Below are 12,754 nucleotides of genomic sequence, written 5' to 3'. Positions count from 1 at the left end.
ATGCGCCCGCCGGTCGTAGGCGATGCAGTGGAAGCCCTGCCGGGCCAGAGGCTCCATCTGGTAGGCCCACATGTCCGAATTGAGCGTCCAGCCCGCAAGGAACAGGACCGGCTGGCCATCAGGGACTGCAGTTTCGGGGCTCCCCCTCTTACGGCCAATCGCTGGTTGATCGTGTACGCTGTAGCCCGCCGCGCTTCTTGACATCCTCCTTTTGGAGGTAGCGGCCACGCTCAAGGATCTCGAGGGTGTACTCCCGGTAAGAGACGCCTGCCGCCTCCGCACGCGAAAGCCTGAACCTTACGACATCGTGCGGGATCTTCTTCCACGCTGAGCGGTGAGCCTGTCTCCAGCAGAAGTCCACGAAAAGATCATTTTTGAAGCGCTTGCTTCGCTTTTTCGGCTCTTCCAGAGGTGGGCCGCCGTTATGCCCAGGCCCAGGAGGCAAGAGGCCGGATTTTCCAGGCTCAACACTGCGTCCGGCTTCGCGCCGTGGTCGCAATGGCTTGGGGCGGATCAATTCAACTGTAGTAGCTCCGGTCATCCCTCATCTCTTTTGCTCATTGGGTTGAACGGGGATCGGCGCAGTGGATCACGCGCTAGCGAGCTGCTTGTAAAACACGGTTGTGTCGCAGAATCCGCCGGTTGGCCAATGAGCGTAATTGGGGATCACGCCGACCCGTTGCCAGCCGAGACGGGTGTAGAGACGCTCGGCGTCACTCCCTGTCACCGTGTCGAGCACCAACACAGATTTGCCTGCTCCCCGCGCTGCTTCTTCCGCAGCCAGCATCAGGGTGGCTCCAATGCCTCGCCGTCTGGCACGACGATGGACTTGCATCTTAGCGATGTCGGCGCGATGCGGTTGATTATCCGGCTGCTTAAGGACCACCTGAACCGTCCCAACGATTTGTCCAGTGGATGGATCTTCGGCGACAAGAAGGATCCGCTCACCGGCTGCGACACCCTCTGCGACCCCCTCCCAGAATGTGATCGCCCTCTCTCGTGCTAATGGGGACATGAAGCCCACCGACGCGCCTCCTTCAACACAATCGATCAGAATTGCGGACAGAGCTTCGATCTGCTCTTTGGCCTCATGGGGCGACAGAATGCGGGGCGTAACCGGCCTATTCGTAACGATCACCTCAACGTTGTGCATAGATGCTCCCATTTCTGTCTGCGGAGAGTGCGACCAGATGCCTGGAGGGCTTATCGGTGAGGTTCTGGAAGACAACCAACTGGTCGACGCGCATGGCGAGGCAATCGTCCGTGGTCAGACGGTAAGTCTCTCTGCCTATAGTCACTACGATATCGCCGTCGATGATCCAGACCTGTTGGCTGATGTTGACTGTACGGATACCCGTGTCGTAGGTCACCCGTGCCCCAGCCGGAAGTACCACCTCGACAAGTTCGATCCGAGAAGGGTAGCCGGGAGGTGAAAGATTACGGCGCATGTAGCCAGTGCCAGGGTCGCGCCACGTGTACTGATCGACGCGTCGGGCGAGGGGCGAGGCGCTGCAGCTCTCCTCGTTAGAGAACAGTGAGGCGAGACTAACACCCAATCCTGCTGCCAGTCTGTCGAGAATGGCAGCTGTCGGGCTACTTTCGCCGTGCTCAATGAGAGAGATCATGGAGCGGCTCACTCCAGTGCGTTCGGCCAAACCGCCCAATGACAGGCCGCAGTCTGAGCGGAGATTGCGAAGGCGTGTTGCCAAGCGAGTGTTGATATCTGCGACCGTTTCCATTAAATTAGAATCAATCTCTATTATACTAGAGTCAAGCCGGCCAACTGAGAGGTTTGTGGAGAACTGGACAGACAGCTTTGTCTATGCCTTCGTACCGCAATTCTTAGCGTGGACCTTGATCACTCGCTCCGCAGAGGAGCTTGCTAATGAGCACGATAAAAATCCGCCAAGCGCTCGCTTCAGATGCCGCTCTCATCGCACGGCTGATCAGGTCAGCCTTCGCTCAGCAGCCAGTTGTGCTCCAGCCCACCCCTTCGGCCCTCAGCGTGACGCCCAGCAAAATCAAGCACCATTTCCAAGAAAATGGAGGCGGCGCCGTCGCGTCCTTGATCTCCGAAGAGGTTGGTTGCTGCCTGTGGTCCTTAAAAGGCAATGACATGCATCTGACACGGCTGGCTGTTAGCCCCAAGTGGCGCAGGCGAGGCATCGCCTCCTCCCTTCTCCACTATGCTGGTGAAGCGGCAAGGAATGCCAAGGTGACGCGAATGACATTGAGCACGCGGCTCGCCCTGACAGGCAATCGCAGGCTCTTTGCAAGCATCGGTTTCAGAGAGGTCGCCTTTCACACACATCCAGGATTTGATACCCCAACCGCAGTCGAACTCGAGCGCCTGATTTGATGAGTCGAGCTCATCATGGTTTGCTGCAGTGGCTGAACTGGTGCAATCAGCAGCACCCGCATGGTAGTCTCGGCCGACGAACGCCGGCTCAGGCCCTCGCCGCAACAACCTGATCAGAAATCGCAGCTAGAGCATCAAACTGAAAGGCAGATTCAAGACGTGTCGGTCTGGGCTGAAATGTGACTCCCTTCCGCGAGCAGGAGGTGGATCATGACTCAGAACTTCTCCTTGGATCTGCGGGTACGAGTTTCGGGCTTCATTGAGGCCGGCCATTCCTGCCGTGCAGCAGCCCGCCACTTCGGGGTCAGCGACAGCTGCGCCATCAAGCTGATGCAACGCCAGCGGCAGTCCGGCTCCCTCGCACCGGCCCGTCAGGGTCGCCGGCCCGGACGCGGCAAGCTGATGGGTTATGAGACCTTCCTGGTCCGGATTGTTGAAGCCGAGCCGGCCATCACCATGCCCGAGCTCGCCGCGAGGCTGCTGGACGAGCACGGGATCGTCGCGGCTCCCGCGATGCTCTCGCGCAAGGGAGAGCGCTTACGCGCGAGCACCCCCTTCGGCCATTGGAAAACGCACACCTTTATAGCGGGCCTGCGCTGCCATGAGTTGAGCGCTCTCCGGGAGATCGATGCCCGATCACCCGGTCTGCGTTCGACACCTACATTTAGACGCAATGGGCGCCGACGCTGAGACCAGGCGATGTGGTGATCCTCGACAACCTCGCAGTCCACAAGAGCGAGAAGGCTGCCCTGTGCCCGAAGTAGAGAGGGGCCTAGTTCCTGTTCCTGCCACTGGACAGTCCGGGCATGAACCCGATCGAGCAGGTTTCCGCCAAGATCAAAGCCCACCTACGCAAGGTCGAGGCCCGAACGTTTGAGGCGCTCTGGCGCGCTCGGCGACGTCTGTGAGCTCTTCGAGCCACAGGAATATTGGAACTTCTTCACGGCCACAGGATATAAGTCCGTCTAACCGTCTGATGCTCTAGGCATTCTCACTAAGTTGTATGGGTTCCCTACGGGTCGTGAACTCATAAAGCCCGAATTAGGTGGATAGCGGTTGTCCGCTTCTTGCGATCGGAAGGGACAGGCCGTCGTCGGATCGCGCTATTTCAGCGGCAAAAACAATTCTGCGACCGCCTCATGCTCCGGCACTTCCGCGAAGAAGCCCAGCCGCTGGCAATAGATCGGGAAGTCGCGTGCTTCCTCGCCGCTGGCCGGAAACCAGTCGCGATAAAGGTAGAGCGCGGCGGGCTCCAGATTGTCGGTATTGCCAACAACACGCAGCACCGCGCAGCGTCCGCCAGGGATCTCGCCGGCTTTGATTTGCTCGCCGTTCGCCTCTATCGGTTGGTCGGTCCCGACACAAAGGTCCACGCGATAATCGGCGGGCGACGCAGGACGCCGCTCCGAACGCCAGACATTGAAGGTCGGACTCGTCTTGAGGTGCAGGCCAGCGGCCGTGCGCCACGCGACGAACCGCTGGATGGTTGCGCCGAGCGTCGCTGGGTCGCCCTGATGCTCCATGATCGCCACTCGCGTAGAGGGCACATCGCGAATCGTCACGTCGTCAGTAGTAAAAGGCTTTTGCATGAGCTTGCTCCTCGCGTTGTCGAGAGGCCCGAAGGCTGCAAGCCACGGCTCCCAGTTGGGAGACTTCCGGAACGACGAAGGCGATTGCCCAAACCGTTGCCGAAAGGCGCGGGCGAAGGCGTCCGGTGCATCGTAACCGGCATCCATCGCTATGTCTGTGACGCTTTGGGCATCCCCGTAGGCCAAACGGTGCGAAGCGCGCTTCAGACGGGCAAGCTGGACAAAGCGATGCACAGACAGCCCGAAGGTCGCCGTAAACTGCCGGTGGAAATGATACTTCGAGTAGGCCGCGACGCCGCTCAGCGCGTCCAGGTCCAGGTCGTCGTCCAAATGCCGGTCTATGTGATCCAGCACCCGCTGCATCCGGGCATGGTAGTTTTGAAGCGCCGCCTTCATCGTCCCTCCTCTGTGGCAGCTCCAGCTAGTCACTGACGGCCATATCGCCTCGACCGATCTTGCGGAATCGGGGGAAGACGTTCAACCTCAACTGCCGCTATGGAGCGCCGGCGTAATTGCGGTCAATTGGAGCGCCTTGTTCGGCCGCTGAGTGTGACTTGCTCTCTGACCCATCAAGGAACCGCAGGGCTGTTGTGGTGAATGGAACGACGGGATCATAAATAGGAGCGTGCTCGCCACCGGGGATGATCCATAACGCGGCGTTCGGAATGGAACGGTATATATTTACAGGAATTTCAATGGGAAAAAAGCGGTCGCGATCACCGTGCACAACAAGAGTACGAGCTGTAATGTTTGATAGTTCGTATGCGGTGAAATTCATATCGTCATGGTTTTCGCCCAACGCGTTAAACTGTGCGATAAGTTGGCCGATCTGTTCGTCACCGCGTTTTGCGCACTCCCGATACATTTCTTTAACTTGTTGAGGCATGACGTCGAACGAAGCTCTGCGCATGATAACTCTTGCCTGATCTGGGAAGTGGGTAGTTGCACTAATTAATACCATCGAGTCGATGCGCTCGGGTTGGCTTGTTGCCATGTGCAGTAGTGTCATCGCGCCAGAACTAATGCCCATAGCCGAGAAGTGACCGATCCTCAGCTTTTCAAGCAAAAGGAACACGTCATTGGCCGCTTCCCGATGCGTGAACTGGTTCTCCGGATTGGAGGAGTGACCATGACCACGCAGATCAACGACGATCAGTCGATGGCGCTCTGCGAGCTTGTCCTTAAAGGGATACCAGTTCTGTCCAGAACCGCCAAAGCCATGTAAGAGCACGAGAGGCTTTCCGGCTCCGTACTCTTCATAATACATCTCAATATCGTTGATTTGCACGGTATGCCCGCGCGTGGTTGTCTGTTTGGGAGCGTACGTAATAGTCATGTTTGTGTCTCACAAATGCGCAATAGGGTGAACAGCGACCTAACAGCCCCGTAGAAATGAGATTTCGAGAAGGTCGCAATATCCCTCACTGTTTCCAACTCCAGATCACCTTCAAGTTGCCGGTCAATATCGTCCAGCACCCGCCGCATCCGGGCATGGTAATTTTGAAGCGCGACCTTCATCGCCCCTCATCCGTGGCGGCTCTAGCTAGTCGCTATTGGCCATAACGTGCTCGACCGATCTTGCGGTTTTGTCACGGGTCGCAGAAAATCGCCAAAGACCGTTTACGGGTACGTTCAATTTGTCGACGAGCGGCGAAAAGAGGGCGCTTGCGGACCGGTGGCTTTCATATCGTACCGAACTCTGGTTCAAGCTCAAGATGAGCCGATGTACCTGAGCGACTTCGAAGGGCGCGTGTTAAACGGCAAAATTTGGGTGCTTAGAGCGGGAGCACCATGGCGCGACCTGCCAGAACGTTATGGATCGCGCGCCACCTGTTACAACCGCTTCGTGCGATGGCGGAGGGCCGGTGTCTGGGATCGGCTGATGGACGCTACCAGCGTCACGCATGATGGCAGCATCCAGATGATCGACAGCACCTCCGATTGTGCCCATCAGCATGCCGCGACGGCAAAAAGGGAGGGTGCAGATCATTACCTCGGTCGCTCCCACGGCGGGCTCATGACCAAGATCCATGTCGTTATCGACGCGCAAGGCCTCCCGATCAGGCTCGGCTTGACGTCAGAGCAGGCGCATGACGTGCAAATCGCCGACACGCCGCTTGACCCCCGTGGCCCGAGCACTATCGTGTTGGCGGGCAAGGCCTACGATGTCGAACGCATCCGTGAGCTGATTCAGGAGCAGGGTGCCACCCCTAACATCCCGCCCAATAGTAGCCGGTGCTGGAAGCCCTGCTTCAGCAAGAGGCTCTACCGCGAGCGCAATCTAATCGGGCGGTTCTTCTCCAGGTTGAAGCAATCCCGCCGCGTCGCCACACGCTATCACAAGTTCGCCTCGTTGCGGCTGGGGCTACGCGCTTATGACTCTACGACCTAGCTGGTCCGGTGCGTGGAGGTGCCTGTTCGGTTGATTCTCGGCTTGGTGCTTGCCATAGGACTTCGCCGCGTCAGCGAACCTTCTTAGCTAGTGGTCGGCGAAAGCCACCTCAAGGGGTGAAGCGGGCGTCATCGAACGGCTGCGAGCCCCATCTCCAGACGCTTGTCCGTAAGGCTGAGCAGCCCGACCCCTCTTCCGGGCGTAGGCGCGTCTGACCACTTCGAGTGCCGCGGCAGGCATGCCGTGATCCCTTGCCTCTGTGTTTGGCGGGATACGAGGTTTAGAGCCGGCGATGGCTCGTAGGACGAGATGAAAACTAAGGCTTGCGTTCAGAAGACTCACCCATGAGTGATCCTAGCCAAGTCCCTGGGCGATGGGGATAAGTCTGCGGCCTCGGCCTTGAGCCACTCCAACAACATCGTTGCGCGCGGTTCCTGGACAAGATCTTTCTTCGTCAGCAGAACATACTGGTGGCCGTTCGGTGTGAAGCCGAACGGGGCCACAAGCCGGCCGGCCCTGATCTCGTCAATAACCAAAGGGTAAGGGCCGATCGCTATCCCCAAACCAGCGACGGCTGCCTGGATGCTCAGATAGAAGTGCTCGAATGTGCGACTCTCTCTTGAACCTGCCGATTTTCCGTTTTCCCTGCACCACCGCTCCCAAGCATCCAGGCGCGTCGCGGAGTGGATCAGAGGCAGGCTCAGCGGGCTCCGACCATCCAAGCATGTCTGAAGCAGTGCGGGACTGACCACCGGTCCGACCCATTCGTCCACGATGGGGATTGAGTAAGTGTCTGCGTCCCAGGCGAAATCGTCTCTTCTGATGGCCAGATCGATGCGATCCCGGTCAAACTGCACGGGTCCTCCCGCCGCAACGACATGGACCAGGAGATCGGGATGGCATTCACCAAGTTTCGGAAGCCGTGGAATGAGCCAGCGCTGGGTCAGGGTGGGTTCGCAGGAGAGCACGAGGGGTGCCGGCGCCTTGGCTCGGATTTCCTCGCAAACCTCCCGGATGAGATGGAAGGCGCTGGTTGTCGCTGTAAGCAGGCGGCGGCCAGGCTCCGTCACGTAAACACGCCTGTTCCGCCGCTCGAAAAGCGGGATGCCAAGCTCATCTTCAAGGTTCTTGATCTGGCGGCTCACCGCGCTGTGGGTCAGATGCAATTCGTCGGCGGCCTTGGCGAAGCTCTCTAGGCGTGCGGCCTTCTCGAAGCAGCGCAGAGCGTTCAGAGGAGGAAGGCGTGCAGTCACTGTAATCCGTTCGTTTTTCTCACCTATAAACTTACCAAATCATCATTTTTGCCAGCAGGCAACTCATCGTATTCATCTATGGGCCAGACCACACAGGACAGGCCTTGAGCACGAAATTGGGCCCAGGATGAAGATCGCAGTTGTTGCCGATGATCTCACAAGTGCAACGGACGGGGGCATCGCTTTCGCGAAAGCCGGGCATCCGACCATGGTGGCGCTCGACCTGAGCAATCTGGCGACAGCAAACCAATGGGACGTCCTATCCATTGACACCGACAGCCGGATACGTCCCCAAGAAGAAGCCGTTCAGCGTGTCTACGATGCGGTCTTTCGGCTGCGCGACCGTGACCTGCTTTATAAGACGGTCGATTCCACGATCCGTGGCCATCTCGCCGGGGAACTTCGCGCGGCGCTGCAGGCATCAGGGCGGCGCGCGGCCATCTTCGCTCCGGCTTTCCCGGAGGCGGGCCGGATTACCCGCGGTGGGCATCAACTCCTCAACGGGATCGGGATTTCCGCCACACCCTTTGCCAGCGATCCACTTCATCCCGTTCGAACCGATAATATCACAAGCATCCTTTCGGCTGGAGGTGAATCCGTTGCTGTATTAGACAGGCACTCTGCAGGAAGGAGAGATGTTCTGGAGATGGCCCTGAGGGTTCATTCGACTCTCGTCGTCGATGCCGAGACGCCCTCCGATCTTCGCGCTATGGTGCACGCCGTCCCCGAGCCGCGTGATGTGGTCTGGATCGGCTCACCAGGATTGGCGCGCGCTCTCGCGCAAGCTTTCCGCGGCGGTGCTTCGCCTCCCAAGCGTTCTCGTTCGAGGCGGGTCATGATCGCCATCGGAAGCACCAATCCCGTCAGCCGCAATCAGCTCGCGCATCTGAGTCCTCTTGTTGATCAGACTGTCACGATCGACTCGGAAAGTGCTTCCGTGGCGCCGGAGGACGCTGCGCGAGAAGCGGTCGCCTCCCTAGATCCTAACGGCCGCATGGAGACAGTCGTGGTGACCTCAACGTTGAGCGGAAGTTGGATCAGCCGGGAGTGGGCACCCCGCGTTGCCGAATCCATCGCTGTCGCCGTCAGGATTTTGCACGAGAGCGCTCCGTATGACGGCTTCATCCTCACCGGGGGAGACACAGCGGTCAAGGTCGCTCGGACCCTGGGCACCACCGGAATCGTGCTTGAGTCGGAGTTGTCCGCAGGCATTCCGATCGGAGCTTTCGAAGGGCCGACCCGCGCCCGCGTCATTACGAAGGCAGGAGGGTTCGGCGATAGCGCCACCCTCATCGCTGCCTTGAAACATCTTATCGGTGAGCGCACGACCAAGGAGAGTGTGGCATGAGGCCAATCGGCATTACCATGGGTGATCCAAGCGGGATCGGACCCGAGATCATTGCCAAACTTTTCCATGAATCCCCCGCAGCGCGAGCGGTCGTGATCGGTGACGCAACGATCATGCAGCGTGCTGTGGACCTGATCGGAGTTGGCATGTTCGTTCGTCGGGTCGCTCATCCTTCAGAGGCCGTTTTTGCACCCAACACGATCGAAGTCGTGGCCGAAACCCAGCTTCCGGCCGATCTGCCCTTCGGCCAAGTCGACGCGCGTGCAGGTAAGGCCGCTTACACCTATATCGAGCGCGCCATCGATTACACTCTGCAGGGCTCCATCGGCGCCATCGTGACAGCGCCAATACACAAGGAAGCTCTAAAACTTGCAGGTGTCAATTATCCTGGCCATACTGAAATCCTGGCTGATAGGACCGGGACGAGCAACTTCACTATGATGCTTGCCAGTGATGAGCTGCGCGTCGTCCTCGTGACCATTCATCTCTCCCTCGCCGAGGCCATCAGGCGGGTAACGGTCGAAGCCGAGTTAAATGCCATCAGGCTGGCTCATGAGGCTTGCCGCCGCTTCGGCATTGTCTCTCCGCAGATTGCGGTGGCTGGTCTTAATCCACATGCTGGCGAGCACGGGCTCTTCGGCCGGGAGGAGATCGACGCAATCGCGCCAGCCATCGCGCTCGCGCGGGCCGAAGGGATTGATGCGACAGGCCCATGGCCTGGAGACACGATCTTTATGCGCGCCCGTCGCGGAGAGTTCGATGTGGTGGTCGCCCAGTATCATGACCAGGGTCTCATTCCGGTGAAGTATCTCGGGATTGACCAGGGGGTGAACATCACGCTCGGCCTTCCGTTCGTCAGGACGAGCGTCGATCATGGTACCGCCTTCGACATCGCCGGTACCGGCAAGGCCGATCATAGATCCTTGCGATGTGCGCTGGACCAGGCCGTTCGTTTGACCGAAACCGCCGGTAACAATCAATCCCCTGACTTCATCTTCATGCTCACGCGCCACGACCGCACGATTCCTGATGCGATGGCTCGTCTCAACGAAGTCCTGGCGGCAGGGGTCAGGCATATCGGCTTCAAGGACGTCGGACTTCCTCTTGAAGACCTGAGGACGTTGTCATCCACCATCAGAAAGGCCGGTGCACGGGTCTATCTCGAAGTCGTCAGCCTCGACGAAGCGAGCGAAGTGGAATCAGCGAACGCTGCGGTTGCCCTTGACGTGGATGTGCTGATGGGTGGCACACGCCCTGATGCCGTCCTTCCCATCATTATGAATACGGGAATCGCGTATTATCCATTTCCCGGCAAGGTCGTCGGCCATCCGAGCATACTGCTCGGTCCAATCGAGGACATCGTGGAAAGTGCCAGGATCCTTGCGGCCAAGGAGGGCGTCCACGGTCTTGATTTGCTCGCCTACCGCTTCAACGGGGATGTCCCCGAACTAATACGGCGGGTCTGCCGTGCAGTGTCGAAGCCTGTGTATATTGCCGGATCGATCGACCGCTATGATAGGATCTGCGACGTCGTCGGCGGACAGGCTGCAGGATTCACGGTCGGAACGGCTGCTCTAGACGGCGTCTTCCCCGCCGATGAGCCCGGATTGACGGGGCAGCTCGTCGCGATCCAAAGAATGATCATCCGGGCACTCGTGCCCACTCGTGCCGGGGGCAGGTTGGCCACGCTGCCTGACGGGACACTCGTTCGAAGCCAAGGAACCAACCGTGCCTGACAAAGTTCAACTCGATGCTGCATTTGCCAAGTTCTCGGACCATTGGAGCCCGAAAGTCGCCGGCGAGATCAATGACATGCAGATCAAGCTCGCCAAGTTCAAGGGCGAGTTCATGTGGCATCACCACGATCATGAAGACGAACTGTTCCTCGTTCACAAAGGGACTCTTCTCATGCGGTTTCGGGACCGCGACGTCCGGATCGGCCCCGGTGAGTTCATCATCGTTCCGCGTGGTGTCGAGCACCTTCCGATAGCGGAGAGTGACGAGTGTGAGATCGTCCTGCTCGAGCCGAAGACGACGCTCAACACCGGCAATGTCGTGAACGCGCGTACCGTTCGCGAGCTCGATCGCATTGGCTGAGGCGTGCTGCAATGACAGCGAGGACTTCATTTGAACTATGGTCTGTCCTAAACGAACTGCAGCAATGCCGCTGGATTGATCTGACCCATGCCTTCGACAGAACCATACCTCATTGTGGTTCCTTCGACGCCGAGGAGCGAATTACGCTCTACCACTATGATGAAGGCGTGGGAGTCAAGGGCCACGGATTCCTTGCCCACGAGTATCGGCATGCCGGGCAATGGGGAACTCATGTTGATCCCCCGGCCCATTTCATCCGCGGTCTGCGTCACTTGGATGAACTGTCCATACACGAGATGATTTTGCCGCTTGTCGTGATTGACATCACTCAGCGTGTTGAAGATAACCCTGACTATTGCATCGCTCTTGAAGACGTCAAAGCCTCGGAGAGCCGAAACGGGCCTGTTCCGCAAGGTGCTTTCGTCGCCAAGCGCACCGGCTGGTCAAGCCGCTGGCCGGATGCCGCAGCAATGAAAAACTGTTGCCCTGACGGCATCTCACATTTCCCAGGATGGAGCCTTGAGGTCCTCCAGTACCTGGCCGAGCACCGGAATGCATCGGCCATCGGCCACGAGACCACCGATACGGATCCGGGAGTTGCCGTTTCGCGGCACGAGGCTCCTTTGGAGGCTTATTGGCTTGCGCAGGATAAATGGCAAATCGAATTGCTTTCTGATTTGACCGATCTACCGGAAGCTGGAGCAATCCTGATTGCCTCCTGGCCGAAGCCACGAAGGGGATCGGGCTTTCCGGCGCGAGTTTTTGCCATCGCGCCGGTTCAATAGAAGACCCCGAAGGGCATGACACAGAGGGGGATCAGGATTGACGAGACGCGGACCTTGCCACGAGTTCGTGGATGTATGCCTCCAGAGACGTCGAACCCCGCCATGGATTTTCCACGAGATCGAATCCCCTATCGACACTCACTTCGGTCATGCGTGTGTAGGAGGTTGCGGCCGCCTCTGAAAAGCCTAGTTGAAGGAACGTGTCCTTCCAGTTCTCCCTAGGGATGACGGACAGCCTCACGGGCCGGCCAAGTTCATTTGAAAATGCCTCCGCGACCTCGGCCGGCGAATAGCGTCTGGGACCTTCGATGTAACGAATGCCGATGTCCTCCACCGATGAAAGAAGCCTCTCGGCGGCGGCTTGGCCCAGGTCGTGAGGCGCCACCATCGGGATCGGAAGGTCCGCAGGGAGCATGGTCGGTAGAACGCCATCGCGCCGCACGACATCGAGTAGGCCATCCCAGTTGCTCATATAGTAGGCTCCACGATTGATCGCAGCCGGAATCCCCTGCCGACGCAACCCCTCTTCGAGTCCCCAAAGGACACTGAGGTCTCCAAGCCGCACGCCGGGTTGCGCTCCACCTGTCGATGCGGCAACCACCTTCTCTAATCCTGAGCCGTCAAGCGCCGCGATGATGTTTGCGACCGTGCGCCTTTCAACGGCATCCGTGTCCTTGGCTGGATCAGCCGGTGGGTTCAGCAGGAGGGCGCGTTTCCCCCGTTGAAATGCCTTGCGCAGAGAAGGCACATCTTCAACATCGGCTTCGATGACCTCAGCGCCTCTCGCGTGCCAGTCAGCCGCGCCTGCGGCATAGCGTGTCACAATCGCCACAGTCTCGCTGCGCCGCAAGAGCTCAGTTGCCGTTGCCGAGCCGACGTGCCCGGTGCCACCGATGATCACGAACACTATCGATCCTCCTTGATCTTATGG

General features: G+C 58.8%; 14 protein-coding genes and 2 pseudogenes. 8 read left to right on the top strand and 8 right to left on the bottom strand.

Going from position 1 to position 12,754, the window contains the following annotated elements; all coding sequences use genetic code 11:
- The 3 genes from E4K09_RS29735 to E4K09_RS04605 all read right to left on the bottom strand — a co-directional run.
- Window positions 1–204, bottom strand: a 204-nt coding sequence (locus E4K09_RS29735; protein WP_244610361.1) for an alpha/beta fold hydrolase, incomplete at its 3' end; no start/stop codon positions are given.
- A 385-nt stretch (window positions 205–589) separates the two neighbouring features.
- Complete coding sequence (locus E4K09_RS04610; RefSeq protein ID WP_134495515.1) at window positions 590–1,153, bottom strand: GNAT family N-acetyltransferase; 564 nt, start codon at window positions 1,151–1,153, stop codon at window positions 590–592.
- Complete coding sequence (locus E4K09_RS04605) at window positions 1,140–1,739, bottom strand: helix-turn-helix domain-containing protein (protein WP_134495513.1); 600 nt, start codon at window positions 1,737–1,739, stop codon at window positions 1,140–1,142. The genes E4K09_RS04610 and E4K09_RS04605 overlap by 14 nt, the downstream gene beginning before the upstream one ends.
- A gap of 146 nt (window positions 1,740–1,885) precedes the next feature.
- On the opposite strand from E4K09_RS04605, the gene E4K09_RS04600 reads away from it, so the two are divergent.
- From E4K09_RS04600 to E4K09_RS04595, 3 genes and pseudogenes are all read left to right on the top strand, one after another.
- Complete coding sequence (locus E4K09_RS04600; protein WP_134495511.1) at window positions 1,886–2,359, top strand: GNAT family N-acetyltransferase; 474 nt, start codon at window positions 1,886–1,888, stop codon at window positions 2,357–2,359.
- Window positions 2,359–2,472, top strand: coding sequence for an integrase core domain-containing protein (locus tag E4K09_RS30975; RefSeq protein WP_425293813.1), 114 nt, complete (start codon window positions 2,359–2,361; stop codon window positions 2,470–2,472). Before E4K09_RS04600 ends, E4K09_RS30975 begins: the two co-directional genes overlap by 1 nt.
- Before the next feature lie 97 nt (window positions 2,473–2,569).
- Window positions 2,570–3,328 (top strand): annotated as a pseudogene (locus tag E4K09_RS04595) (transposase).
- Window positions 3,329–3,462: 134 nt separating this feature from the next.
- On the opposite strand, the gene E4K09_RS04590 reads toward E4K09_RS04595, so the two are convergent.
- The 3 genes from E4K09_RS04590 to E4K09_RS04580 all read right to left on the bottom strand — a co-directional run bounded on the left by E4K09_RS04590 (window position 3,463) and on the right by E4K09_RS04580 (window position 5,466).
- A complete protein-coding gene (locus E4K09_RS04590) occupies window positions 3,463–4,344 on the bottom strand; it encodes an AraC family transcriptional regulator (protein WP_134495509.1) in 882 nt (293 codons plus the stop codon).
- A gap of 97 nt (window positions 4,345–4,441) precedes the next feature.
- Window positions 4,442–5,284 carry an alpha/beta fold hydrolase gene (locus E4K09_RS04585; protein ID WP_134495507.1) on the bottom strand — a complete coding sequence of 281 codons (843 nt, stop codon included), beginning with the start codon at window positions 5,282–5,284 and terminating at the stop codon, window positions 4,442–4,444.
- Window positions 5,281–5,466 (bottom strand): hypothetical protein, encoded by a 186-nt coding sequence (locus tag E4K09_RS04580; RefSeq protein WP_134495505.1) that lies wholly within the window; start codon window positions 5,464–5,466, stop codon window positions 5,281–5,283. The genes E4K09_RS04585 and E4K09_RS04580 overlap by 4 nt, the downstream gene beginning before the upstream one ends.
- A gap of 205 nt (window positions 5,467–5,671) precedes the next feature.
- Between E4K09_RS04580 and E4K09_RS04575 the strand changes: the two genes are divergently transcribed.
- Window positions 5,672–6,340 carry an IS5 family transposase gene (locus E4K09_RS04575; RefSeq protein ID WP_134495503.1) on the top strand — a complete coding sequence of 223 codons (669 nt, stop codon included), beginning with the start codon at window positions 5,672–5,674 and terminating at the stop codon, window positions 6,338–6,340.
- Between the two features lie 338 nt (window positions 6,341–6,678).
- Here E4K09_RS04575 and E4K09_RS04570 read toward each other — a convergent pair whose 3' ends face one another.
- Entirely contained in the window at window positions 6,679–7,593 is a 915-nt protein-coding gene (locus E4K09_RS04570) for a LysR substrate-binding domain-containing protein (protein ID WP_204985685.1), read from the bottom strand.
- Window positions 7,594–7,720: 127 nt separating this feature from the next.
- Between E4K09_RS04570 and E4K09_RS04565 the strand changes: the two genes are divergently transcribed.
- The 4 genes and pseudogenes from E4K09_RS04565 (at window position 7,721) to E4K09_RS04550 (ending at window position 11,823) form a co-directional block, all read left to right on the top strand.
- On the top strand, window positions 7,721–8,941 hold the full coding sequence (locus E4K09_RS04565) for a four-carbon acid sugar kinase family protein (RefSeq protein ID WP_244610363.1): 1,221 nt from the start codon (window positions 7,721–7,723) through the stop codon (window positions 8,939–8,941).
- A 17-nt stretch (window positions 8,942–8,958) separates the two neighbouring features.
- Window positions 8,959–9,897, top strand: a pseudogene (gene pdxA, locus E4K09_RS29730) (4-hydroxythreonine-4-phosphate dehydrogenase PdxA); the annotation flags it as partial.
- Between the two features lie 772 nt (window positions 9,898–10,669).
- On the top strand, window positions 10,670–11,038 hold the full coding sequence (locus E4K09_RS04555; RefSeq protein WP_244610360.1) for a cupin domain-containing protein: 369 nt from the start codon (window positions 10,670–10,672) through the stop codon (window positions 11,036–11,038).
- A gap of 11 nt (window positions 11,039–11,049) precedes the next feature.
- A complete protein-coding gene (locus E4K09_RS04550) occupies window positions 11,050–11,823 on the top strand; it encodes a cyclase family protein (protein ID WP_134495497.1) in 774 nt (257 codons plus the stop codon).
- 31 nt (window positions 11,824–11,854) lie between these two features.
- Here E4K09_RS04550 and E4K09_RS04545 read toward each other — a convergent pair whose 3' ends face one another.
- Window positions 11,855–12,730 (bottom strand): NmrA family NAD(P)-binding protein, encoded by an 876-nt coding sequence (locus tag E4K09_RS04545; RefSeq protein WP_134495495.1) that lies wholly within the window; start codon window positions 12,728–12,730, stop codon window positions 11,855–11,857.
- Between the last annotated feature and the right edge of the window lie 24 nt (window positions 12,731–12,754).

It is taken from the genome of Microvirga pakistanensis, assembly GCF_004458765.1.
GTDB classification, from domain to species: domain Bacteria; phylum Pseudomonadota; class Alphaproteobacteria; order Rhizobiales; family Beijerinckiaceae; genus Microvirga; species Microvirga pakistanensis.
Note: the sequence above shows the minus strand (reverse complement) of the source record. Positions and strands in the feature narration are given on the sequence as shown.